14 protein-coding genes, 2 tRNA genes, 3 rRNA genes and 1 pseudogene are annotated in these 24,977 nt (G+C 44.5%); 4 read left to right on the top strand and 16 right to left on the bottom strand.

The genetic code is table 11. From position 1 onward, the window contains the following. Positions 1-125: 125 nt before the first annotated feature. Complete coding sequence (locus PXH59_RS16595; protein ID WP_285809232.1) at positions 126-1,139, bottom strand: PDDEXK family nuclease; 1,014 nt, start codon at positions 1,137-1,139, stop codon at positions 126-128. 71 nt (positions 1,140-1,210) lie between these two features. Continuing rightward, positions 1,211-2,362 (bottom strand): DUF1266 domain-containing protein, encoded by a 1,152-nt coding sequence (locus tag PXH59_RS16590; RefSeq protein ID WP_285809230.1) that lies wholly within the window; start codon positions 2,360-2,362, stop codon positions 1,211-1,213. A gap of 465 nt (positions 2,363-2,827) precedes the next feature. Here PXH59_RS16590 and zur point away from each other — a divergent pair, with 465 nt between their 5' ends. Further along, positions 2,828-3,340 (top strand): zinc uptake transcriptional repressor Zur, encoded by a 513-nt coding sequence (gene zur, locus PXH59_RS16585; RefSeq protein ID WP_047769944.1) that lies wholly within the window; start codon positions 2,828-2,830, stop codon positions 3,338-3,340. Between the two features lie 148 nt (positions 3,341-3,488). Here zur and lexA read toward each other — a convergent pair whose 3' ends face one another. Together lexA and PXH59_RS16575 are read right to left on the bottom strand one after the other, a co-directional pair. After that, positions 3,489-4,106, bottom strand: a complete 618-nt coding sequence (gene lexA / locus PXH59_RS16580; RefSeq protein ID WP_047769942.1) for a transcriptional repressor LexA — start codon at positions 4,104-4,106, stop codon at positions 3,489-3,491. 119 nt (positions 4,107-4,225) lie between these two features. After that, positions 4,226-4,597: a diacylglycerol kinase gene (locus PXH59_RS16575; protein ID WP_285809226.1), complete on the bottom strand. Its 372-nt coding sequence runs from the start codon at positions 4,595-4,597 to the stop codon at positions 4,226-4,228. Between the two features lie 138 nt (positions 4,598-4,735). Between PXH59_RS16575 and plsB the strand changes: the two genes are divergently transcribed. Then, positions 4,736-7,204 (top strand): glycerol-3-phosphate 1-O-acyltransferase PlsB, encoded by a 2,469-nt coding sequence (plsB, locus tag PXH59_RS16570; protein WP_285809224.1) that lies wholly within the window; start codon positions 4,736-4,738, stop codon positions 7,202-7,204. A 34-nt stretch (positions 7,205-7,238) separates the two neighbouring features. Here plsB and ubiA read toward each other — a convergent pair whose 3' ends face one another. From ubiA to pgi, 3 genes are all read right to left on the bottom strand, one after another. Continuing rightward, on the bottom strand, positions 7,239-8,093 hold the full coding sequence (ubiA, locus tag PXH59_RS16565; protein WP_285811809.1) for a 4-hydroxybenzoate octaprenyltransferase: 855 nt from the start codon (positions 8,091-8,093) through the stop codon (positions 7,239-7,241). Positions 8,094-8,134: 41 nt separating this feature from the next. Beyond that, positions 8,135-8,647, bottom strand: a complete 513-nt coding sequence (gene ubiC, locus PXH59_RS16560; RefSeq protein WP_285809222.1) for a chorismate lyase — start codon at positions 8,645-8,647, stop codon at positions 8,135-8,137. Between the two features lie 184 nt (positions 8,648-8,831). Continuing rightward, positions 8,832-10,478 (bottom strand): glucose-6-phosphate isomerase, encoded by a 1,647-nt coding sequence (gene pgi, locus PXH59_RS16555; protein WP_285809220.1) that lies wholly within the window; start codon positions 10,476-10,478, stop codon positions 8,832-8,834. 277 nt (positions 10,479-10,755) lie between these two features. Here pgi and lysC point away from each other — a divergent pair, with 277 nt between their 5' ends. Beyond that, positions 10,756-12,129, top strand: coding sequence for a lysine-sensitive aspartokinase 3 (lysC, locus tag PXH59_RS16550; RefSeq protein WP_285809219.1), 1,374 nt, complete (start codon positions 10,756-10,758; stop codon positions 12,127-12,129). A 252-nt stretch (positions 12,130-12,381) separates the two neighbouring features. Then, positions 12,382-13,170: a glyoxylate bypass operon transcriptional repressor IclR gene (gene iclR, locus PXH59_RS16545; protein WP_285809218.1), complete on the top strand. Its 789-nt coding sequence runs from the start codon at positions 12,382-12,384 to the stop codon at positions 13,168-13,170. Between the two features lie 223 nt (positions 13,171-13,393). Here the strand turns inward: iclR and aceK are convergent, their stop codons facing one another. The 9 genes and pseudogenes from aceK to PXH59_RS16500 form a co-directional block, all read right to left on the bottom strand. Beyond that, entirely contained in the window at positions 13,394-15,118 is a 1,725-nt protein-coding gene (gene aceK, locus PXH59_RS16540) for a bifunctional isocitrate dehydrogenase kinase/phosphatase (RefSeq protein ID WP_285809216.1), read from the bottom strand. Positions 15,119-15,202: 84 nt separating this feature from the next. Then, positions 15,203-16,442: pseudogene (gene aceA / locus PXH59_RS16535) on the bottom strand (isocitrate lyase). Between the two features lie 126 nt (positions 16,443-16,568). Further along, positions 16,569-18,164 carry a malate synthase A gene (gene aceB / locus PXH59_RS16530; protein WP_285809215.1) on the bottom strand — a complete coding sequence of 532 codons (1,596 nt, stop codon included), beginning with the start codon at positions 18,162-18,164 and terminating at the stop codon, positions 16,569-16,571. A 310-nt stretch (positions 18,165-18,474) separates the two neighbouring features. Further along, positions 18,475-19,404 carry a homoserine O-acetyltransferase MetA gene (gene metA, locus PXH59_RS16525; RefSeq protein ID WP_285809214.1) on the bottom strand — a complete coding sequence of 310 codons (930 nt, stop codon included), beginning with the start codon at positions 19,402-19,404 and terminating at the stop codon, positions 18,475-18,477. A 432-nt stretch (positions 19,405-19,836) separates the two neighbouring features. Further along, positions 19,837-19,952, bottom strand: a 5S ribosomal RNA gene (gene rrf / locus PXH59_RS16520). Between the two features lie 79 nt (positions 19,953-20,031). After that, positions 20,032-22,943, bottom strand: a 23S ribosomal RNA gene (locus PXH59_RS16515). A 173-nt stretch (positions 22,944-23,116) separates the two neighbouring features. Then, positions 23,117-23,192 (bottom strand) — tRNA-Ala (locus PXH59_RS16510). Positions 23,193-23,212: 20 nt separating this feature from the next. Next, positions 23,213-23,289: transfer RNA gene (locus tag PXH59_RS16505), tRNA-Ile, on the bottom strand. A gap of 78 nt (positions 23,290-23,367) precedes the next feature. Further along, positions 23,368-24,910, bottom strand: a 16S ribosomal RNA gene (locus tag PXH59_RS16500). The 16S, 23S and 5S rRNA genes sit together here with 2 tRNA genes alongside, the layout of an rRNA operon. Between the last annotated feature and the right edge of the window lie 67 nt (positions 24,911-24,977).

Genomic DNA, 24,977 nt, shown 5'->3' with positions numbered 1-24,977 from the left:
ATTTCGGCTTATTCAGCCATTAGGAGATATTAAGGGGAGCACAAACTCCCCCAAATTATCCACGACGGGCGATTATACAAAGCAAAAAGGATCGCTTCAAACGCAACCAAAAATGAATGCTTGAATTAGCTCCATTCAAAATGTAATGACGAGAATTTCTCTTGAATTTCATCAATAAATCGATTTGTACTAGAAAGACTCCAATTTCTAGCGATGTAATACTCCCCACCTTGATAAGCAAACTCAGGCTCTAACTGAGTACGATACTTTTTGTATTTGTCTTCAGTTCCTTTAATTTCTTCATATTTTTTCAGCAACTGAAACGAACAAGTTTTATTATTTCGGAGATAGTGAAAACCAGACTCATCAATTAATTTATGATCCTCAAGTGCCTTAACTGTATAAAAACCAATATCTGACTTACGGAAACCTTGCTGGTAAAGAATTCCATTAACATACAGATTAAGTGATGAGTGATCTTTTTCATTGCTAACAACTCTCTTTTCCCGATTTTTATGGCGTACCTCTATCTGGTAATCTACCGCTTCGGGAAGAGGAATAATTTGCTCAACATTCAATAAAAGTTTTTCATTTACTCGAAAAGGTTGAAGACGAACACAAGTTATATCCATCCCTCTATCATTCATCCATAAAACCGATGTCGTAATCTCTTTAGAAAAACCAAAAGCAGCTAAAACGATACGCGTTTCTTTAGCAAAATCATTATGTTGAGGAAAATCCCAGGCTAGAAAATCCAACAGCGAACTTTCAGCATCAATATACTGTCCCGTTTGATTCAAAAATTCCCTGTAGGCACTAACAGCTTGCTCCCACGTTAAATTCGAAACCATAGCTGCGTACCGAATCGCCTGAAGTTCCATATGACCACCATCTTCATCTCGCTTAAGCTCTATGACGACGAGATTGGCAGACTTATCGATACCAAGTAAATCGAGGCTTCGCTTAGAGCCAACAAAATGACTATATTCTTCTGCAATCACTAATGTATCTGGACTAATAGCTCCAATTTGCGATCTTAAAAGACGCTGGATGTCTTGTCGTTCCTTCAGCTTCTCTGCCTCAAATGAAGTCATTTCAACTTCTGTTAACGTATCCTGTGTTAATTCATATATTGCCATGTTTGTACTTGTAGTATTTTTGTCGTTGTTCCTTTGTGTCATAGAGTATACATACCTATCCCTACAGGCTGTTAATGCAATACACGAATTTCGGTATGGTTATACTCCTCATCCATTACTTCGTCGTCAAATGAATCTTCCATTTGTTGATCGCGCAATATGGAATTGACCGCATCAGCAAAACCATCTTTCATATATTGTTCCATAAATATACCTTTCGGGTTTGGCCAGGGTAACTGAGCCATCGGCCAGTCACAGTGTTCCTTGTAAAGCCAAAACGCTTTCAAGCGCCCTTTCACTGTGTCAAAATCCCGATTCCAATAGGCATTACCTAACCGATAATTCGTATGGAATTCATCAAAGCTGCCAAAGATTTCATAAACATAATCGGCTGTTTTTAGTATATTTTTCCACGCTGTTTCTTCACTAATATAGCCCGCAGCAAAACAATTTCGGTTCAAAACAATCGCTCGCCAGAGATCAAATCCCCAAAGTAAAGCGGGTGGGCGTCCATTAATTGAGCGAGAACATTGCTGTACATATTCCTCTGGCTCTTCAATTAAACTGCCAAGTACCTTAAACATTTCTCCATCGGTAAAAACCGCATCAACCGCAAAACGCTCTGAGTGCATTCCCGCCCATAAATCATGCAATACTTTCCAATAGTCTTTTTCATCAAGTATTCCCCAATCTGTATAGACTTGAGATTGGTGAGGCTCTGCATCAGATAAGGGCAAGATACGGTATTGGTAATTATCACGAGAAACACGGCTTTTTAAAGGGTAATGTTCTAATGTTTCTGTCCAAAAACCATTGTAATAACAACTAACGATATGCAAACGCAATGCCTGACGTTTTTCTTCCGGCAAAACAGAATACTTTGCCTGTAAGTAATAACGTTTCTGTTCAGTAATAGGGAGATTTTTGATGCGTTGTAAACTATAAGTGGAGAAATAGATACCAAGTAAGCTCAAGCCAATCAAACTAGCCCAAAGTATGTATCCCTTTGAAGGTACGTTATTAGCATCAAGGATCAGTATCGTTATTCCGATCGATAATCCCCCTAACAAAAGTGTTGCAATCCAAAGAACACTAAAGCCAACTACCTGAACAGGCTTGAGAAATGTCACTCCCTTTTTTTCCTTGAGGATATTTTTGATTATCCTAAAACCATTAACAGGAAATCTTCTATTATTCGGGTGGTTTTGCAATAATTCTTTCATTTTTAATCCATTAATTAAGTAAGATGTATTTAGAATTTTTAATGTTGTAATTTTTTTCTTTCTTAAGTGAAACCATTAGAATAAACAGCCTTATATTATATATCATTATAAACCATCTCTAATATTAGTAATGGAGAATACTATTTTCAGTGTTAATTATGAAGAATTACATATTTAAAAAACATATAATTTTAATTCCCAATATAATTGGCGGATAAATTAACTTAAGCACCTGGATATTATCCAATATTTTCAGCTTTATTTTCTCCGTTTTTCAGCCCATTTTATTGTTCTTATTTACGGATTAACTTTATTTTCAAGTATCTCATCATGACAAGTGGGCCACTCGTCTTCACCGGTATGTTACACATCAGACGAGAATTGAACATCATAGAGATCCCACTCTCAGGTTAAAAAACATGATAATATTAAAGTCATTAGCATCGTGTCGGGGTGAGAGGTGTAATGAAAACTATCAATCAAAAAAAGTTACTGGCACAGGCTGAAACAATCTGCCTGTCAAGAGGGGTTCGTTTAACACCTCAACGCCTTGAAATTCTTCGCTTAATCACTGAACAACCTAGCGCGATAAGTGCCTATGATTTGCTGGATTTATTGCGTGAAGTCGAGCCACAAGCCAAGCCTCCAACAGTTTATCGTGGGTTGGAGTTTCTGCTGGAACAAGGTTTTATTCACAAAATAGAATCTACAAATAGCTATGTGCTTTGCCATCATTTTGAAGAGCCTTGCCATACTTCGGCAATGTTTATCTGTGAATTTTGTGGTTCAGTAACCGAAAAGGATGCAAAGGATATTGAATCAGCTATCCAACAGCTAGCACAAGGTACGGGATTTCACTTGCGAAATAGCGTGATAGAAGTGCATGGCATGTGTTCTTCCTGCCATGAGATTGAATCCTGTACAGAGCGTGATATATGCCAGCACAATCATTCGGTTGAAGAAAATAAAAAGAAATAAGAAAAGACACTTGAAGACAAATTGAGCAATGAGGCGATCATAACTAATATAATCATATATTTTCCCAGTGTCCGTTAAACTTAAGTTTAACGGACACTGGGAAAATGACCGCCCCAGAATGGCAAACTGCAATTATCCGCCTTTACAATCAGAACCAGTCCCCGCTACGAATAACGCCGACTGCCAATCCTTCAATAGTGAAATTCTGCTCGCTCAAATCAACAACAATGGGTTTAAATTCTGGATTCTCAGCAATCAGTTCAATTTTGTTTCCTGTTTGTTTGAAGCGTTTTACTGTGACTTCATCTTCAATGCGCGCCACAATGACTTGCCCATTATGAACATCTTGTGTTTTATGCACAGCCAGTAAATCTCCGTCCATAATCCCAATGTCTTTCATGGACATCCCTCTGACACGTAACAGAAAATCAGCACTTGGTTTGAATAATTCAGGATCAACCTTATAGTGACTTTCGATGTGTTCCTGAGCCAGCAGTGGTTCTCCAGCAGCAACACGACCGATCAGCGGCAATCCTGCTCCTCCATCATCCTCTTCAAGAAGCAAACGGATACCTCTGGATGCACCAGAGATAATCTCTATCACCCCTTTACGCGCCAAAGCCCTTAAATGCTCTTCTGCTGCGTTAGGTGAACGAAAACCAAGCCGCGCTGCAATTTCAGCACGTGTTGGTGGCATACCCGTCTGCGAAATATGGTCACGCACCAAGTCGTAGACTTGCTGCTGTCTGGCAGTTAATGCTTTCATTTCGCCCCCTGTTTGTTTATACAGTCAAACTGTGAGTATATACAGGTAAAGCCGAATTGGGAACCGGTCAACATGTAAAAGCAGCGAACTAACATAGTTTGCTGAAAAAATACGCTACCTCAACGCATAAAATGCGACCAAAAGATCATTCCCCAAATAAACAGCGCCAAAAGTATACTGAGCAATACCGCCGCAGACCCCATATCTTTCGCTCGACCTGATAATTCATGATATTCACTACCGATGCGATCCACGACTGACTCTATGGCACTATTGAGGATTTCGACAATGACCACCAGCATAACAGCGCCAATCAGAAGGAGTCTTTCAAGTAAGCCAAAATCTATAGAAAATGCAATGATGATCGCAAGTATGGCGGCCATTGTTTCCTGCCGAAATGCCGCTTCATTTTGCCATGCTGCCTTGATTCCTTTCGCCGAATACCCAGCCGCTTTAATGATGCGATTCAAACCTGTTGATTGATTTGCCATAAAAATTTTCTTTAATGAACTTATTAAATGTATGGTTATATAACTTTTAGCTCTTATTATTGTCTTATTTTCCACAGATCTCAAAACCCGTTTCTGGTATCCTTGCGATGCGTTGCTAACAAGAGGCTTAAAGCAGTTATGTCAGGCTGGCGTAAAATATATTATAAGTTATTGAATTTACCACTAAAATTTTTAGTAAAAAGTAAACTAATCCCTACGGATCCTATTGCGGAGCTGCGTCTTGATACGACTCGGCCTATTTTGTACATATTACCGTACCGCTCAAAAACAGACTTATTGACTCTGCGTCAACAATGTCTGGCGCAAGATCTGCCTGATCCGTTGAATCCTTTGGAAATTAGTGATACACAGCTGCCCAGTTGTGTCTTTATTGATAACGGTCCACGTGTGTTCCGTTGTTATGCACCAAAACATGAATCTGTGAAAATTTTCCATGCCTATCTGGACTTGCATCGTAATAATCCCGATCTGGATATCCAGATGGTGCCTGTTTCCGTCATGTTTGGCCGATCCCCTGGGCGCGAAGGGCAAGAAGGGCATACAACCCCACGATTACGCTTGCTAAATGGCGTGCAGAAGTTTTTTGCGATCTTATGGCTTGGACGGGATAGTTTTGTTCGTTTCTCCACTCCGGTGTCTTTACGCCGTATGGCCGACGAACATGGCACAGATAATATCATCGCCAATAAACTCGCCCGTGTGGCCCGGATGCACTATTCCCGCCAACGTCTTGCGGCTGTTGGACCTCGTTTGCCTGCCAGGCAGGATCTGTTCAACAAGTTACTGACATCAAAAGCAATAGAAAAAGCGATTGCTGATGAATCCCGTAGCAAGAAAATCTCTCCCGAAAAGGCAAAGCAGAATGCTATCAATATGCTGGAAGAGATTGCTGCGGATTTCTCCTATGAAACCGTACGCTTGACCGACCGGGTTTTAAGTTGGACCTGGAACCGTTTGTATCAGGGCATCAATGTCCATAACGCCGAACGAGTTCGCCAGTTGGCACAGGATGGTCATGAACTGGTTTATGTTCCCTGCCATCGCAGCCATATGGACTACCTTCTGCTCTCTTATGTGCTCTATCACCAAGGGCTGGTTCCACCACACATTGCTGCGGGTATTAACCTGAATTTCTGGCCTGCCGGGCCGATATTCCGTCGTCTTGGTGCGTTCTTTATCCGCCGTACATTTAAAGGCAATAAGCTCTATTCAACCCTCTTTCGTGAATATCTCGGTGAGTTGTTTACCCGCGGTTATTCGGTTGAATACTTTGTCGAAGGAGGACGCTCCCGTACTGGTCGTTTGCTTGATCCCAAAACGGGGACGCTTTCCATGACCCTGCAAGCCATGCTGCGGGGAGAATCTCGTCCCATCACGATTGTGCCGATCTATATCGGTTATGAATATGTGATGGAAGTGGCAACGTATGCCAAAGAGCTGCGCGGAGCCACCAAGGAAAAAGAAAGCTTTTTCCAGATGGTTCGAGGGTTGCGCAAATTACGTAATCTGGGACAAGGTTACGTAAATTTTGGTGAACCGATCCCGTTGATACAATACCTGAATCAGCATGTACCAGAGTGGCGTGACTCCATTGACCCGATAGAATCTCAGCGTCCAACATGGCTGACGCCAACAGTCAGTAAACTGGCTAACAATATTATGGTCAATATCAATAATGCTGCCGCAGCTAATGCTATCAATTTATGCACTACAGCACTGTTATCATCACGTCAGCGAGCACTTACACGCGAGCAACTTATTGAGCAGTTAGATTGCTATCTGCAATTACTGCGTAATGTGCCTTACACTAACGATATCACGGTGCCAAACCAAACCGCAGAAGAGTTGTTAGATCACGCTCTTATGATGAATAAGTTTGAGGTTGAGAAAGACGGCCTGGGCGATATTATTATCCTGCCACGTGAAAGCGCGGTACTGATGACTTATTATCGTAATAATATCCAGCACTTACTGATCCTGCCATCCCTGATTACCAGTATTATTATGCATCACCGCCGCATTAGTCGCAGTGAATTGCTCAGACAGGTAGCACTGATTTATCCGCTGATCAAGCAGGAACTTTTCATGCGTTACAGTAAGGAAACGCTCCCGGACGTCGTCAATACCTTGATTGATGAGCTGGCGCACCAATGCCTTATCTGCAACAAAGAGCAAGAAATGCTGGTGCTGAATCCTGCGCGTATTCGCCCACTGCAATTGCTGGCAGCAGGCATCAGGGAAACACTGCAACGTTATGCCATTACGCTCTCTTTGTTGAATGCCACCCCTGAAATCAGCCGTGGTGTACTGGAAAAAGAGAGCCGGATGCTGGCACAACGTCTGTCAGTGCTGCATGGCATCAATGCGCCAGAGTTCTTTGATAAGGCCGTTTTTGCTTGCTCGGTCAATACGTTGCGTGAAGAGGGTTATATTCAAGACAGCGGCGATATGATCACCACCAGTGCCCAGGAACTCTATCATGTATTGAGTGAGTTGATGTCACCTGAAATTCGCTTGACGATTGAAAGTGTCAGTATGCCACCAGAACAGAATGAGCCTATACAGATAGCACAAGATCAGCCATAACAAGAAATTAACGGGCGGTTTACCGCCCGTTATATTAGACATAGCTAAAAAAGATGCCGAGGAATAGAACTAAACCAACGTAGTTATTGTTCATAAATGACTGAAAACAGGCAGACCTTTCCCGATTTGTGAGCAGTTTCTGCTGATAAACGAATAATGCGGTTGCCAGCAATACCGTCCAATAATAGATTCCCCCCAGATTCACCATCCCGCCAACTAAAACCAAAATGCCCAGCATGATGAATTGCAGAATGCCAATGATCAGTTTATCAAAGCGCCCAAAAAGCACGGCGGTCGATTTCACGCCGATTTTCAGGTCATCGTCACGATCAACCATGGCATACTGTGTATCATAAATGACAGACCAAATGATATTAGCCAAAAATAACAGCCAGCATTCCAAAGGTAAGGATTCACTAACTGCGGCAAAGGCCATCGGAATTGACCAGCCGTAAGCCGCACCTAACACAACTTGTGGCAAGTGACTCACACGCTTGACAAAAGGGTAAACCCACGCCAGTGCCAGACCAACGACCGATAATGCAATCGTCATTTTATTCAGTGTCAGAACCAGTGCGAAAGAAATAAGTATCAGTGTGGCAAACAAGATGTTACTTTCTTTTTCGGTAATATCGCCACTGGGAAGAGGACGAGATTTTGTCCGTTCTACATACCCATCAAATTTTCTGTCTGCAAAATCATTAATGCAACATCCCGCAGCACGCATGAAAAACACACCGAGAGTAAAGACTAACCCTATGTGCCAATCTGGCATACCTTTTGCGGCGATCCACAATGCCCAATAGGTTGGCCATAATAGTAATAATGTGCCAATCGGTTTATCGATACGCATTAAACGACAATAAGCACGCCATTTATCCCGCGTCATACTGACCTTCAATCTATTTCTCCCTTTTAGTTCTGTTGATCTTAATTCTCTTTATATACAGGTGAATTCGGTAAAAAAACCTCTGTGAGCAGCAGTGGCTTGCCCGACAGCCTCAATAAAGAACGACGCGCCCAACGATCCCCCTGCCGGCCTATGTGAATATAATCCCGCGTTAAATTATGACCACTAAAAAGATAACGTCCAAGTGGAACCGTGCCGACATCCACCAATTTTCTATCTGGGCCAGTGAGTGTTTCCTCAGGGATCACTGTGCGCCCCAAAAGCCACGGGATGTTATCTCCATACAAGACAATTTCACGTAACCAATATTTTCCACTTACAGGTAAGTGCTCACTTTCATCATTTAACTCTGCCAGAGTAATAAAATCTTCCCGGAAAGGTGCAACCGATACCTGCTGACAATGTTGTTCAAAGCGACGTGTCATTGAGCCGACTTCCATCAGCCAATCTAAAACAGATTCAGGCAGAGGGGCAGTCTCATTTGATGATAACCAGTGGATGGGGGTTGAATTTAATATTGTGTCATCTGCCATATCATTTTCCCATTGCGGGGAAGAGCAATTTCCCCGACAGCACAACGAATGGGGAGTGAGGATATCATGTTGCAGACCAATAAAATTAAAAGTTGATAACAAATTATGTAAATCACAAAAAAAACTCACCTTAACAACAGTTGTTATTAAGGTGAGAAAAGATTAGATAATATGGAAGCTCAGATTAACGCCACACTTTGAATTGGTTAATCAGGCCATTTGTAGAGCTGTCATGGCTAGTTACAGCGTCTGCATCGTGCAGTTCAGGCAAAATACGGTTCGCCAATTGTTTGCCCAATTCTACGCCCCATTGGTCAAATGAGAAGATATTCAAAATGGCGCCTTGAACAAAGATCTTATGTTCATACATAGCAATTAATGCCCCCAAACTGAATGGGGTAATTTCACGTAATAAAATAGAGTTGGTCGGACGATTACCTTCAAACACTTTGAATGGCACAACATTCGCCACGTCTTCGACATTTTTTCCTGCTTGTGCAAATTCAGCTTCCACCTGAGCCTGTGTTTTACCAAATGCCAATGCTTCAGTTTGTGCAAAGAAGTTAGAGAGCAGTTTACTGTGGTGATCACTCACTGGATTATGGCTAATTGCTGGCGCAATAAAATCACACGGGATCAATTTAGTTCCCTGATGGATAAGCTGGTAGAACGCATGTTGACCATTGGTGCCAGGCTCGCCCCAGATAATTGGCCCTGTCTGGTAATTCACCGGATTGCCATCACGATCGATGTACTTACCATTTGATTCCATATTGCCTTGTTGAAAATAGGCAGCAAAACGGTGCAGGTATTGGTCGTAAGGCAGAATCGCTTCAGTTTCTGCCCCAAAGAAATTGTTGTACCAGATGCCGATCAGTGCCAGCAAAACAGGAATGTTCTGCTCGAAGGCGGTTTGCTGAAAGTGTTTATCCATAGCATGAGCGCCACTCAACAGCTGTTCAAAATTTTCATAACCAATGGAAATCGCAATAGATAAACCAATTGCAGACCAGAGCGAATAACGCCCCCCTACCCAATCCCAGAACTCAAACATGTTTTGGGGATCGATACCAAATTTTCTCACTTCTTGTTCATTGGTGGATAATGCCGCAAAATGTTTTGCGACATGCGCTTCATCAGCGGCACTTTGCAGGAACCAATGGCGGGCAGAATGTGCATTGGTCATGGTTTCTTGCGTAGTAAACGTCTTGGAAGCAATCAAGAACAAGGTGGTTTCTGGATCCAAGTTTTTGAGCGTTTCAACAATGTGGGTTCCATCAACATTAGAAACAAAGTGCATATTCAAGTGATTTTTATACGCTTTCAGTGCTTCAGTCACCATATAAGGACCAAGATCAGAACCACCAATACCAATATTGACAACATCTGTAATGGTTTTGCCTGTATAGCCTTTCCACTCACCACTAATGATGCGTTCACTGAATGATTTCATTTTCGCCAGCACCGCATTGACTTGCGGCATCACATCTTCCCCATCCACCATAATCGGGGTATTACTCCGGTTACGTAGGGCAATATGCAGCACCGCACGATCTTCAGTACGATTGATTTTCTCACCAGAGAACATACTGCGAATTGCACTGGCTAAATCGATTTCTTGTGCCAATGCTTGTAATTTCTCCAGTGTTTCCGTCGTAATGCGGTTTTTGGAATAATCCACCAGAATATGCTGATCAAATGTCGCAGAAAATGCCGTAAATCGTTTTTTATCCTGTTCAAACAGATCCCGCAAATGCACATTTTTCATTTGCTCAAAATGCTGCTGCAATGCTTTCCAGGCTTCGGTCTGGCTAGGGTTGATGCTTTTCATGAATAATGCTCTCTATCAACTGTCAATAAATAATAGGAATGCACAGATTGTAACGGCTTAATTCTGTGATTGATCTCCTTTTCCTTGTAATTACTGATATTGGTCAAAATAGCTCATGATTTCCAGTCTTAATTGTTGAGATAGGCAAAAACGATAATTTCCTTTCCATCATGAAAATTATTTATGCTTTATTGTCAAATATTGACTCCGTACGCCTAACCCGATATTTCTAACAGCCTATTCTCTGAACTATTCTCCAAACAAAGGGTTATCATCCATGTGTGCTGTTTCATCTCCTAACTCGCAGTATGTAGTAGCAAAATTTGGTGGTACTAGTGTGGCAGATTTTGATGCCATGAATAATTGCGCCGACATTATCCTGGCAAACACAAATATCCGGGTGGTCGTTCTGTCAGCTTCTGCTGGCGTAACTAATTTGCTGGTTGCATTGGCGGCTGGTTGCGGGAGTGACAAACGGGAGAGCTGCCTGAAACAGATCCGTGACATTCAATATGCCATTATTGGCCGCTTGAATGAAGCCGATGTGATCCGTGGGGAAATTGATCGTCTGCTGGAAAATATTGAGATGCTGTCAGAAGCCGCATCGCTCGCCACATCAGCAGCACTGACGGATGAATTGGTTAGCCACGGTGAAGTGATGTCTACCTTATTGTTTGTAGAGTTGCTACGTCAACGCAATATGGGTGCTGAATGGTTTGATATCCGTCGGATCATGCGAACCAATGATAACTTTGGGCGGGCAGAGCCAGATATACGCCAGATCCATACTTTGGCAATGAGGTACCTTCATCCTCGCCTGAACAATACAATCGTCATCACTCAGGGGTTTATTGGCAGAGAAGAAAAAGGGCGGACAACTACGCTGGGACGAGGCGGCAGTGATTATACCGCAGCCTTACTGGGTGAAGCACTTGGTTTACAGCGTGTTGATATCTGGACAGATGTTCCCGGCATCTACACAACCGATCCCCGTATTGTTCCTACCGCTAAACGCATCAATAAAATTGCCTTTGATGAAGCGGCAGAAATGGCAACATTTGGTGCCAAAATCCTCCATCCGGCCACATTACTACCGGCTGTTCGCTGTGGCATTCCGGTATTTGTCGGCTCCAGCAAAGATCCACAAGCAGGCGGTACGGTGGTTTGTGATAAAACAGAAAATTCCCCGCTGTTTCGTGCATTGGCCTTGCGCCGTAAACAGACTTTACTGACATTACATAGCCTGAAAATGCTGCATGCCAGGGGCTTTCTGGCAGAAGTTTTTACCCTACTGTCACGCCATAATATTTCGGTGGATTTGATTACTACATCAGAAGTCAGCATCGCCCTGACACTGGATACTAAAGGTTCCACCAGCACTAATGGCAATCTGCTGACCAATGCATTACTCACTGAACTTTCTAAATTGTGCCATGTGGAAGTCGAGGAAGATATGGCATTAGTAGCAATTATCGGTAATGAACTTTCACGAGCAAAAGGATTGGGAAAAGGAATTTTTGGCGTGTTGGAACCCTTTAATATTCGCATGATTAGCTGTGGTGCAAGCAGCCATAATGTTTGTCTGCTCGTTCCGGGTAACGATGCAAAACAAGTCATTCAGACATTGCATCAGAGTTTGTTTGAAGGATGACAAAATAAAGTCAAACATCGAGCCAGAAAAACCCGCATGAAACGCGGGTTTTCTTGATCTTGCAAAGAGGATTAATTAATCAAACCACAACACATCGGATGTGTTTTTCCCCTCTTTATCATTCATAATAAGAAAACGAAAATAAATTCCATTTTTTGTCCATCGCAGCTATCGTTGCAGCAAGCAGACGATTATTCAGAGGGAATCTTATGAGCACAGCCGTTGCCAGCAAACGCACAAAAAAAAACGAAAATGATGACAAATAGTGCCGCTGCAAGCGGTCAGGTTCAGTCTTTAAGCCGAGGACTGACACTTTTGGAATACATTTCCGATTCGCCTATTGGTGTTGCTTTGACTGATCTGGCGATACAAGCCGGTCTGCCCAACTCTACGACCCACCGTCTTTTGACCACCTTGCAGCAACATGGTTTTGTTCGCCAAATAGGTGATCTAGGGTTATGGGTGATCGCTTCCCATGCTTTTGTCGTTGGGAGTAGTTTCTTACAAAGCCGTAATCTGATGGTGCTGGTTCATCCGATATTGCGTCAGTTAATGGAAGACTCCGGTGAAACCGTCAACCTTGCTATCCTTAATCTGGACGAATATGAAGCCGTGATTGTTGATCAAGTGCAATGCAATGCGCTGATGAGAATGTCTGCTCCCATTGGTGGCAATCTACCGATGCACGCTTCCGGCGCTGGAAAAGCCCTGCTGTCTACCCTCTCTGAACAAAAACGCTTCCAATTGCTGCATAAAAAAGGAATGCACGCTTATACCCAGCATACCTGTACCACCGCCGCAGCATTAACAGAAAATCTCGAGCAGATCCGCAAGCAGGGCTTTTCATTTGATGATGAAGAACATGCGTTAGGGTTACGCTGTATTGCTGCCTGTATCTATGATGAGCATCATGAAGCCTTTGCCGCTATTTCCATCTCCGGCCCAGTATCACGTATCTCTGATGATCGAGTGACTGAACTTGGCGCTCTTGTCATGCGGGCAGCAAAGGCAATTAGCCGGGAATACGGTGGCATTAAGTAATTTTCGCCAAAAAATAACCAGGCCTCATCATGCCGCGAATTATGTCAAGTTATTGAAACACCTGCGGTCGTTTTTAACAGCTAACCTAATATCACGGCTTATACTCGATAAACTTCAAGTTGCAATCTGCAAGATGACGCGAGGCCTTATATTTCCCCGTTGAGCGGGGAGATATAACACGCATCTTGAAGTTGGATTGGTATATCTTTCTTATTTGGTTTATTTAAGTACGTTGACTAAATCGCTGTCTACTGCGATACGCAAAAACATCTTCTATATATCCGTTTGTAATACGCTCTTGCAATGCCCGCCAGTAATCTGATTTAAACAGATCACTGTGACTTTCTTCAAAATAACGTCGAATACGTTTGTCAGTACATAAAAAATGCCGAAACTCTTCTGGAAAAACATCGTTAACAGCAACACTAAACCAAGGTTCGCTCGCTAATTCATCTTCTGGGTAGCGTGGCGGAGGAATATCCCGAAAATTCACTTCGGCCATATAACAGATTTCATCATAATCGTAGAAAATCACCCTTCCGTGGCGTGTAACACCAAAATTTTTAAACAACATATCACCTGGGAAAATATTTGCCGCAGCCAGTTGCTTAATGGCATTTCCGTATTCCTCAATCACATCCTTCAATTGCTCCTCATCATTGATCTGTTCCATATAAATATTTAACGGCATCATTTTACGCTCCATATAAAGATGCTTTATCAAGAGCTTATCGCCTAAATCCTCTAACTTTTTTGGTATCTCTTTTTGCAATTCCTCCATTAACTCAGGGCTAATATGGCGTTTATCAATCACAAAGTTTTCGAATTCCTGAGTATCAGCCATTCTTCCAACACGATCATGCTCTTTTACCAGACGATAGCACTCCTGAACACGCTCTTGAGAAACCTCTTTCTGTGGTGCAAATTTGTCTTTAATCACTTTAAATACACGATCAAATGACGGGAAAGTGAAAACCAGCATGACCATGCCCTTCACACCCGGTGCAATTGTGAACTGTTCCTGAGTGGAATTAATGAATGTCAGATATTCACGGTAGTATTCTGTTTTACCGTGCTTTTGACAGCCTATCGCCATGTAGAGTTCTGCTGTGGATTTCGTCGGAAGAATTTCACGCAACCACTCAACTAAAGCGGCGGGCAAGGGCGCGTAAACCATAAAATAGGAACGGGCAAAACCAAAAACAATGCTGGCATCATCGTAGTGGGTCAGACAGGTATCAACAAAAATTCCCCCCGATTCATTGTGATGAATCGGTAACAAAAAGGGATAAACAATCGCCCCCATCCTGATCTTTCCTACCAACCAGGCTGCCTTGTTGCGGTAAAACAATTCATTCGCAATCTGGAATGTGGCGTGTAATAAATCAGATTGGGAGAATGTATTCTGTAAATATTGCGTGACATAACTAATATCCCGATCCAAATTCTCCCATTTAAGGCGTAATGGCAAATCATTTAAGATGGTTCGCAACGTTGCTGCAAGATTATCATTAGGAAAAAAATCCCGGGATAATGGGCGAGAAATATGACGAAAACGGGAAGAGGGTTGGGAAGAAAAGATATAGAGGTTTTCTGGTTTCAAGTTGCGATGTTTAAAAAAGCGACAGTAAACCGAATTAAAAAAACTTTCGGCAATTTCAAAACGCGGATAATCAGGCAGTAAACGGGTATAAACCGCTTTAACTTCAGCAATGTAATCTTCATCATATTGTAATGAAGTGTGAATGCGCTTCAATTGCTCCACCACCAATCCAACATGATGATCATACAAGTTAATTCTCTTTTTCATGGCCTGCTGTACAGCCGGCCAGTCGGCCTGTTCAAAACGTTGCTGTGCCCCAGAAGTGACCTCCAGAAATCGACCATATTGCGCATCAAATCCCTGCAAAATGGTTTGTGCAATTAAATGTGCGAGATCTATTTCCATATTTAGCCACCTTACTCGGCACGTAAAGGGGTATCCCTTTTGGGAATTCCCCCACAGTTTATTATCCCAATCAGTATAATGAACTTAGAATTGCTGTTCTTCTGTCGAACCGGTTAATGCTGTAACAGAAGCCCCTTCTCCCTGAATAATCGTGGTCACTTTGTCAAAATATCCCGTTCCCACTTCCTGCTGATGTGAGGAGAATGTATAACCACGGTCAAGGGCAGCAAATTCTTGTTCCTGAACTTTTTCAACATAATGTTTCATTCCTTCACCACGTGCATAATCGTAGGCCAAATCAAACATGTTGAACCACATGCTATGTATGCCCGCAAGTGTGATGAACTGGAATTTATATCCCATAGCAGATAACTGCTCTTGAAAACTGGAAATCGTTTTATCATCCAGATTCTTTTTCCAATTGAAAGAAGGCGAGCAGTTATAAGCTAACAACTTGCCAGGATATTTAGCATGGATGGCTTTAGCAAAATAACGAGCTGCTTCAATATCCGGTGTAGAGGTTTCGCACCAGACAACATCGGCGTAAGGGGCATAAGCTAACCCACGGCTGATAGCTTGTTCAATACCAGCGTGAGTACAATAGAAGCCTTCACAGGTTCGCTTGCCCGTAATGAACGCTTTGTCATAAGGATCACAATCTGAGGTCAGCAAATCTGCTGCATCTGCATCGGTGCGTGCGATTAATAAGGTGGGTACACCGGAGACATCCGCTGCCAACCGTGCAGCTACCAGCTTCTGAATGGCCTCTTGAGTCGGAACCAAGACTTTGCCGCCCATGTGTCCACATTTTTTCACTGCTGCAAGTTGATCTTCAAAATGCACAGCCGCAGCACCCGCCTCGATCATCGCTTTCATCAGTTCAAATGCGTTCAGTACCCCGCCAAACCCCGCTTCCGCATCTGCAACAATCGGCAGGAAATAGTCAATATATTCTTGACTATCTGGATTGATACCATTTGACCATTGGATCTGATCTGCACGACGGAAGCTATTATTAATACGTTTGATTACATTAGGAACAGAATCAACAGGATACAATGATTGATCGGGATACATGCTCGCTGCGGTATTTGCATCTGCCGCCACTTGCCAACCGGAAAGATAAACCGCCTCAATACCAGCTTTAGCTTGCTGAAGTGCCTGCCCGCCTGTCAGCGCCCCAAGCGCATTCACATAGCCTTTTTTTCGAGTTACCCTTCAGCAAGTTCCACAACTTTTTCGCCCCCAGTTGCGCTAAAGTATGCTCAGGATTAATCGAACCCCGCAATTTGACGACATCTTCAGCACTATATGGACGAGTGATACCTTTCCAACGCGGTTGTTGCCATTCTTGTTCTAATTGAGCGATTTGTTGTTTCCGGGATATGGTCATGATGTTCTACTTCCTATGCTTAATTAATCGGATATTTTTGCCATTATTGTCTTTAAGCTAATCTAATAACTGATAACCAGGTAATGTTAGGAAATCAATTAAGTTGTCCTGAGTGGTAATTCTTTCCATTAAATCAGAAGCTTCCATGAATCGCCCTTGATTAAAGTGCGGCTCCCCAACTTCCTGTTTAATCACATCTAATTCTTCTTTCAACATTTCTCTGAACAGTTCTTTTGTCACTTTTTTACCATTAGAGAGTGATTTTTCATGGCGAATCCATTGCCAAATAGACGTTCGGGAAATCTCTGCCGTAGCCGCGTCTTCCATCAAACCGTAAATCGGTACACATCCATTCCCCGAAATCCAGGCTTCTATATACTGAACGGCAACGCGAATATTTGCGCGCATTCCCTCTTCTGTCCTTTCTCCCAAACAAGGCGCAAGCAATTGTTCAGCCGTAATCGCATCATCTTCTTCACGTAAAACGGTTAATTGGTTTTGACGCTCTGCCAGTTTTGCGTCAAAGACCTCCATGACAATATCTGCAAGCCCTGGATGCGCAACCCATGTACCATCATGGCCGTTATTGGCTTCCAGCTCTTTATCCGCTCTGACTTTGTCCAAAACTTGCTGATTTTGCACAGGATCTTTACTAGGAATAAATGCCGACATTCCTCCCATTGCAAATGCCCCACGTTTATGACAGGTTTTAATCAGTAATCGAGAGTAAGCACTCAAGAAAGGTTGTGTCATCGTAACGGATTGGCGATCCGGCAAAACGCGATCAGCATGATTTTTCAGTGTCTTGATATAACTGAAAATATAATCCCAGCGCCCACAGTTCAGGCCAACGATGTGATGACGCAAGTGATACAAAATTTCATCCATCTGGAATACGGCTGGCAATGTTTCAATCAAAACCGTTGCCTTAATCGTACCTATTGGCAAATTGAAACGTGATTCCGCAAAACGAAACACATCACTCCACCATTGTGCTTCATGGTAGCTCTGTATTTTGGGTAGATAAAAATAAGGACCACTGCCTTTTTGCAGTAATTTCTTATGATTCAAGTAGAAATAGAGAGCAAAATCAAACAATCCGCCAGAAATCGGTTCGTTCTTGTAGAGGATATGTTTTTCTGGCAGGTGCAGCCCTCTAACCCGGGCAATCAATACTGCGGGATCTGCTTTCAACTCATAACGCTTACCCTGCTCATTGGTATATGAGATCGTTCCATTGACGGCATCCCGTAAGTTAATTTGTCCATTGATGACCTTATCCCATTCAGGTGCTAATGAATCCTCAAAATCTGCCATAAATACTTTTACATTGGCATTTAAGGCATTGATGACCATCTTGCGCTCTACAGGACCTGTTATTTCAACCCGACGATCTTTGAGATCATCGGGTATTCCCTGAATTTTCCAACCCCCATTTCTAATGGAATCTGTTTCCGAAATAAAGTTAGGTAATGAGCCGCTATCTATCTTTTCCTGCCAATGTACACGCTCATCCAATAATTTTGTACGTCTGTCAGAAAATTCGATAATTAAATCCTCTAAAAAGCGAATAGATTCAGGTGATAACACCTGTTTCTCCTCCTCTCCAAAAGGTTTAATAAAAGTTAATTTTGTTGCTAATGCCTGCTGCATAATCTCCCCACTTCTCACTTTTAAACACTGATCTGCTTAAGAGTAATCAATTAAAAAAATAAATCAAAAACAGTTTCCATTATTTTTAGTAATGAAAATTAATTAATTAAAATCAACAAATTAAGGCACATAAAAGATAAAAAAATCTGGGAAATGAATTCTAAAAAATAACACGCAACAATGTTAAGTTTTTGTTATGCATGAAAAATAACGAATGACTATTGAACGACAGCAACGGAAGGAAAATTAAAAAAATGAGAAGTGGCTCGCTTCAGCAACCGCTCATTTTTATTTAAAACTCAAATTGGATTTAATCTAAGGTAGGATTCATAACAGCCAGATCATATGGCGTAATTTGGTAGACATAATAATTCAACCAATTTGAAAATAGTAAATGACCATGACTGCGCCAAGACGCAATAGGTTTATTTGCAGGATCGTTACTTGGAAAATAATTAACCGGTAATTCCGGTTCCAGACCAGCAGAACGATCACGCCAATATTCTGCGGCCAATGTACCTGCGCCATATTCAGGGTGCCCTGTCACAAATACTAATCTTTTATCTTTACTGGCAAATAAATAAGCGCCTGCTTCTTCTGAGCTGGCTAAGATAGCCAAATCTGTATGTCCACGAATCAGCGATTCAGGGAAATCAGCAAAACGCGAATGGGGGGCAAAAAATGTTTCGTCAAATCCACGGGTTAACAATGCCAGAGGATCTAAAGTTGAATGGGAATAAACGCCAGAGAGTTTAGTTTTTCGCGTATATTTAGGAAGGTGGTAAAGCACTTTCAATGCTGCTTGAACAGCCCAACAAACAAAAAGTGTCGAGGTAACGTGCTCTTTTGCCCACATCACTATTCTTTCAACCTCGCTCCAATAAACCACATCCTCAAATTCAATGAGTCCCAAAGGAGCGCCTGTGACAATCAACCCATCGAAATTTTGATCTTTTATTGAATCAAAATCACAATAAAAAGTATCCAAATGTTCAGCGGGAGTATTTTTGCATTGGCGACTATCAATACGCAGCAATTGAATATCGATTTGAAGCGGTGTGTTAGACAATAACCGAATAAACTGGTTTTCTGTTTCTATCTTCTTTGGCATTAGGTTGAGGAGCAATACTTTCAATGGACGAATATTCTGAATACTGGCCCGTGTTGAGGTCATCACAAAAATGTTTTCATTGCAAAGAGCGTTCACCGCAGGTAATTCATCTGGTACACGAATTGGCATTGCTTAAAACCTCGACTATTGAACTTGTGTATTTAGACTTCTAGATAGCCAAATTTACCCCAAATGGAAGTTAAATGTCGAGTTATTGTACTCAAATTGAAATTATTTCATTTTATTATATAGGAAATAGTTATCAAAATAAGGAAGAAAAATTAAGCCGATATTAGTCGCAATACGATGTGACCAACATCAATATTTCATAAGTGAAATTAAAGATAGGCAGGGTTCATAACTTGATAGCTCAAACAATCTTTAAACGCCTGATAACTTTGTTCGCTTAGTTGTTCAGGATAACTTAAGACAACCAACTCATAAGGTTCCCTGGCAAGGTGATAGCTTGGATGGTGATGCAAATATCGTAATTGATTTTTCCAAACATCTAAACGCAAAAAAAGCCATCCGGTGACGGATGGCTTTTCTGACTAAATGAATGTCTGGCAGTGTCCTACTCTCACATGGGGAGACCCCACACTACCATCGGCGCTACGGCGTTTCACTGCTGAGTTCGGCATGGGTTCAGGTGGTCCCACCGCGCTGTTGCCGCCAGACAAATTCTGTCTTCAATCCTGAACAAGCTGTTTTTCACTCTGAAACCCTCTCAAATCCCCAAAACACCTTCGGTGTTGTCAGGTTAAGCCGCACGGCTCATTAGTACCGGTTAGCTCAACGTCTCGCAACGCTTACACACCCGGCCTATCCACGTCCTCGTCTCGGACGGTCCTTCAGTACCCTCAAAGGAGTAAGGGAAGACTCATCTTAAGGCAAGTTTCCCGCTTAGATGCTTTCAGCGGTTATCTCTTCCGCACTTAGCTACCGGGCAATGCCATTGGCATGACAACCCGAACACCAGTGGTGCGTCCACTCCGGTCCTCTCGTACTAGGAGCAGCCCCTTGCAATCTTCCAGCGCCCACGGCAGATAGGGACCGAACTGTCTCACGACGTTCTAAACCCAGCTCGCGTACCACTTTAAATGGCGAACAGCCATACCCTTGGGACCTACTTCAGCCCCAGGATGTGATGAGCCGACATCGAGGTGCCAAACACCGCCGTCGATATGAACTCTTGGGCGGTATCAGCCTGTTATCCCCGGAGTACCTTTTATCCGTTGAGCGATGGCCCTTCCATTCAGAACCACCGGATCACTATGACCTGCTTTCGCACCTGCTCGAGCTGTCACTCTCGCAGTCAAGCTGGCTTATGCCATTGCACTAACCTCCTGATGTCCGACCAGGATTAGCCAACCTTCGTGCTCCTCCGTTACGCTTTGGGAGGAGACCGCCCCAGTCAAACTACCCACCAGACACTGTCCGCAACCCGGATAACGGGCCGGCGTTAGAACATCAAACATTCAAGGGTGGTATTTCAAGGATGGCTCCGTGCAGACTGGCGTCTGCACTTCACAGCCTCCCACCTATCCTACACATCAAGGCTCAAGGTTCAGTGTCAAGCTATAGTAAAGGTTCACGGGGTCTTTCCGTCTTGCCGCGGGTACACTGCATCTTCACAGCGAGTTCAATTTCACTGAGTCTCGGGTGGAGACAGCCTGGCCATCATTACGCCATTCGTGCAGGTCGGAACTTACCCGACAAGGAATTTCGCTACCTTAGGACCGTTATAGTTACGGCCGCCGTTTACTGGGGCTTCGATCAGGAGCTTCTCGCCAGGCGATAACCCCATCAATTAACCTTCCAGCACCGGGCAGGCGTCACACCGTATACGTCCACTTTCGTGTTTGCACAGTGCTGTGTTTTTATTAAACAGTTGCAGCCAGCTGGTATCTGCGACTGGCCTCAGCTCCGGACGCTCGGTCCTTCACCTAACGCCAGCGTGCCTTCTCCCGAAGTTACGGCACCATTTTGCCTAGTTCCTTCACCCGAGTTCTCTCAAGCGCCTGAGTATTCTCTACCTGACCACCTGTGTCGGTTTGGGGTACGATGAGCACTAATCTGAAGCTTAGGGGCTTTTCCTGGAAGCGGGGCATCAGCAACTTCAGCACCGTAGTGCCTCGTCATCGTGCCTCAGTGCTGTGGATAACCGGATTTGCCTGATTATCCCACCTACACACTTAAACCGGGACGACCGTCGCCCGGATTGCCTAGCCTTCTCCGTCCCCCCGTCGCAATTATTGCCCGTACAGGAATATTAACCTGTTTCCCATCGACTACGCTTTTCAGCCTCGCCTTAGGGGTCGACTCACCCTGCCCCGATTAACGTTGGACAGGAACCCTTGGTCTTCCGGCGAGCGGGTTTTTCACCCGCTTTATCGTTACTTATGTCAGCATTCGCACTTCTGATACCTCCAGCAAACCTCACAGTTCACCTTCAACGGCTTACAGAACGCTCCCCTACCCAGCAACACATTCGTGTCGCTGCCGCAGCTTCGGTGCATGGTTTAGCCCCGTTACATCTTCCGCGCAGGCCGACTCGACCAGTGAGCTATTACGCTTTCTTTAAATGATGGCTGCTTCTAAGCCAACATCCTGGCTGTCTGAGCCTTCCCACTTCGTTTCCCACTTAACCATGACTTGGGGACCTTAGCTGGCGGTCTGGGTTGTTTCCCTCTTCACGACGGACGTTAGCACCCGCCGTGTGTCTCCCGTGATAACATTCTTCGGTATTCGCAGTTTGCATCGGGTTGGTAAGTCGGGATGACCCCCTAGCCGAAACAGTGCTCTACCCCCGAAGATGACTTCACGAGGCGCTACCTAAATAGCTTTCGGGGAGAACCAGCTATCTCCCGGTTTGATTGGCCTTTCACCCCCAGCCACAAGTCATCCGCTAATTTTTCAACATTAGTCGGTTCGGTCCTCCAGTTAGTGTTACCCAACCTTCAACCTGCCCATGGCTAGATCACCGGGTTTCGGGTCTATACCCTGCAACTTAACGCCCAGTTAAGACTCGGTTTCCCTGCGGCTCCCCTATACGGTTAACCTTGCTACAGAATATAAGTCGCTGACCCATTATACAAAAGGTACGCAGTCACCCTGATAAATCAGGGCTCCCACTGCTTGTACGTACACGGTTTCAGGTTCTCTTTCACTCCCCTCGCCGGGGTTCTTTTCGCCTTTCCCTCACGGTACTGGTTCACTATCGGTCAGTCAGGAGTATTTAGCCTTGGAGGATGGTCCCCCCATGTTCAGACAGGATATCACGTGTCCCGCCCTACTCTTCGAGCTCACACAACACACCACTTCGGATACGGGGCTTTCACCCTTTACTGCCGGCCTTTCCAGACCGTTCTCCTGAGGCGTGTCATGCTGATGGCTCTGGGCTCCTCCCCGTTCGCTCGCCGCTACTGGGGGAATCTCGGTTGATTTCTTTTCCTCGGGGTACTGAGATGTTTCAGTTCCCCCGGTTCGCCTCATTAACCTATGAATTCAGTTAATGATGGTGCAACGGATTGCACCGGGTTTCCCCATTCGGACATCGCCGGCTGACAGCGCTTCATATCAGCTCACCGGCGCTTTTCGCAGATTAGCACGTCCTTCATCGCCTCTGACTGCCTAGGCATCCACCGTGTACGCTTAGTCGCTTAACCTGACAACCCGAAGGTGTCTTCGGATTGACGGGTCTGAGAGACTCACCCGTGCTGATGAATTCATCGTCACGGGCTGTTTCAAATTTTCAGCTTGTTCCAGATTGTTAAAGAGCTTACATTTCACAACACACGGCTTTGCATGTGTTCGGAAATGATTATAAATCAGAAGAGGATGGTGGAGCTAAGCGGGATCGAACCGCTGACCTCCTGCGTGCAAGGCAGGCGCTCTCCCAGCTGAGCTATAGCCCCATCGAGGTGTCCGGAAAAGTTGGTAGGCCTGAGTGGACTTGAACCACCGACCTCACCCTTATCAGGGGTGCGCTCTAACCACCTGAGCTACAAGCCTATTCCGTCCCGTCTCTTCTTTTCTTTATTTCATCAGACAATCTGTGTGAGCACTGCACCAAAAACCACTATCTTTCGGTAAGGAGGTGATCCAACCGCAGGTTCCCCTACGGTTACCTTGTTACGACTTCACCCCAGTCATGAATCACAAAGTGGTCAGCGCCCTCCCGAAGGTTAAGCTACCGACTTCTTTTGCAACCCACTCCCATGGTGTGACGGGCGGTGTGTACAAGGCCCGGGAACGTATTCACCGTAGCATTCTGATCTACGATTACTAGCGATTCCGACTTCATGGAGTCGAGTTGCAGACTCCAATCCGGACTACGACAGACTTTATGAGGTCCGCTTGCTCTCGCGAGGTCGCTTCTCTTTGTATCTGCCATTGTAGCACGTGTGTAGCCCTACTCGTAAGGGCCATGATGACTTGACGTCATCCCCACCTTCCTCCGGTTTATCACCGGCAGTCTCCCTTGAGTTCCCACCATCACGTGCTGGCAACAAAGGATAAGGGTTGCGCTCGTTGCGGGACTTAACCCAACATTTCACAACACGAGCTGACGACAGCCATGCAGCACCTGTCTCACGGGTCCCGAAGGCACTTCCGCATCTCTGCAGAATTCCGTGGATGTCAAGAGTAGGTAAGGTTCTTCGCGTTGCATCGAATTAAACCACATGCTCCACCGCTTGTGCGGGCCCCCGTCAATTCATTTGAGTTTTAATCTTGCGACCGTACTCCCCAGGCGGTCGATTTAACGCGTTAGCTCCGGAAGCCACAGCTCAAGGCCACAACCTCCAAATCGACATCGTTTACAGCGTGGACTACCAGGGTATCTAATCCTGTTTGCTCCCCACGCTTTCGCACCTGAGCGTCAGTCTTCGTCCAGGGGGCCGCCTTCGCCACCGGTATTCCTCCACATCTCTACGCATTTCACCGCTACACGTGGAATTCTACCCCCCTCTACGAGACTCTAGTCAACCAGTCTTAGATGCCATTCCCGGGTTAAGCCCGGGGATTTCACATCTAACTTAATTGACCGCCTGCGTGCGCTTTACGCCCAGTAATTCCGATTAACGCTTGCACCCTCCGTATTACCGCGGCTGCTGGCACGGAGTTAGCCGGTGCTTCTTCTGTGGGTAACGTCAATCACAGGGTGTATTCAACCCTGTGCCTTCCTCCCCACTGAAAGTACTTTACAACCCGAAGGCCTTCTTCATACACGCGGCATGGCTGCATCAGGCTTGCGCCCATTGTGCAATATTCCCCACTGCTGCCTCCCGTAGGAGTCTGGGCCGTGTCTCAGTCCCAGTGTGGCTGGTCATCCTCTCAGACCAGCTAGGGATCGTCGCCTAGGTGAGCCATTACCCCACCTACTAGCTAATCCCATCTGGGTTCATCCGATGGTGTGAGGCCCGAAGGTCCCCCACTTTGCTCTCTCGAGGTTATGCGGTATTAGCCACCGTTTCCAGTGGTTATCCCCCTCCATCGGGCAGATCCCCAGACATTACTCACCCGTCCGCCGCTCGCCGGCAAAGAAGCAAGCTTCTTCCCGCTGCCGCCCGACTTGCATGTGTTAGGCCTGCCGCCAGCGTTCAATCTGAGCCATGATCAAACTCTTCAATTAAAGTGTTTGATGCTCAAAGAATTCTGACTGTCCGTTCATAATGAATTAACTGTTCAGTCACTCTTCA

Source organism: Xenorhabdus bakwenae, assembly GCF_030272115.1.
Classification (GTDB): domain Bacteria; phylum Pseudomonadota; class Gammaproteobacteria; order Enterobacterales; family Enterobacteriaceae; genus Xenorhabdus; species Xenorhabdus bakwenae.
The sequence above is the reverse complement of the archived record's forward strand: the minus strand, read 5'-3'. Positions and strand labels throughout refer to the sequence as shown.

Bases quoted from the DNA above. Each gene is read 5' to 3' on its own strand.
- PXH59_RS16595 (WP_285809232.1), bottom strand. From the start codon at position 1,139: ATGGCAATATATGAATTAACACAGGATACGTTAACAGAAGTTGAAATG.
- PXH59_RS16590 (WP_285809230.1), bottom strand. From the start codon at position 2,362: ATGAAAGAATTATTGCAAAACCACCCGAATAATAGAAGATTTCCTGTT.
- zur (WP_047769944.1), top strand. From the start codon at position 2,828: ATGAAAACTATCAATCAAAAAAAGTTACTGGCACAGGCTGAAACAATC.
- lexA (WP_047769942.1), bottom strand. From the start codon at position 4,106: ATGAAAGCATTAACTGCCAGACAGCAGCAAGTCTACGACTTGGTGCGT.
- PXH59_RS16575 (WP_285809226.1), bottom strand. From the start codon at position 4,597: ATGGCAAATCAATCAACAGGTTTGAATCGCATCATTAAAGCGGCTGGG.
- plsB (WP_285809224.1), top strand. From the start codon at position 4,736: ATGTCAGGCTGGCGTAAAATATATTATAAGTTATTGAATTTACCACTA.
- ubiA (WP_285811809.1), bottom strand. From the start codon at position 8,093: ATGACGCGGGATAAATGGCGTGCTTATTGTCGTTTAATGCGTATCGAT.
- ubiC (WP_285809222.1), bottom strand. From the start codon at position 8,647: ATGGCAGATGACACAATATTAAATTCAACCCCCATCCACTGGTTATCA.
- pgi (WP_285809220.1), bottom strand. From the start codon at position 10,478: ATGAAAAGCATCAACCCTAGCCAGACCGAAGCCTGGAAAGCATTGCAG.
- lysC (WP_285809219.1), top strand. From the start codon at position 10,756: ATGTGTGCTGTTTCATCTCCTAACTCGCAGTATGTAGTAGCAAAATTT.
- iclR (WP_285809218.1), top strand. From the start codon at position 12,382: ATGATGACAAATAGTGCCGCTGCAAGCGGTCAGGTTCAGTCTTTAAGC.
- aceK (WP_285809216.1), bottom strand. From the start codon at position 15,118: ATGGAAATAGATCTCGCACATTTAATTGCACAAACCATTTTGCAGGGA.
- aceB (WP_285809215.1), bottom strand. From the start codon at position 18,164: ATGCAGCAGGCATTAGCAACAAAATTAACTTTTATTAAACCTTTTGGA.
- metA (WP_285809214.1), bottom strand. From the start codon at position 19,404: ATGCCAATTCGTGTACCAGATGAATTACCTGCGGTGAACGCTCTTTGC.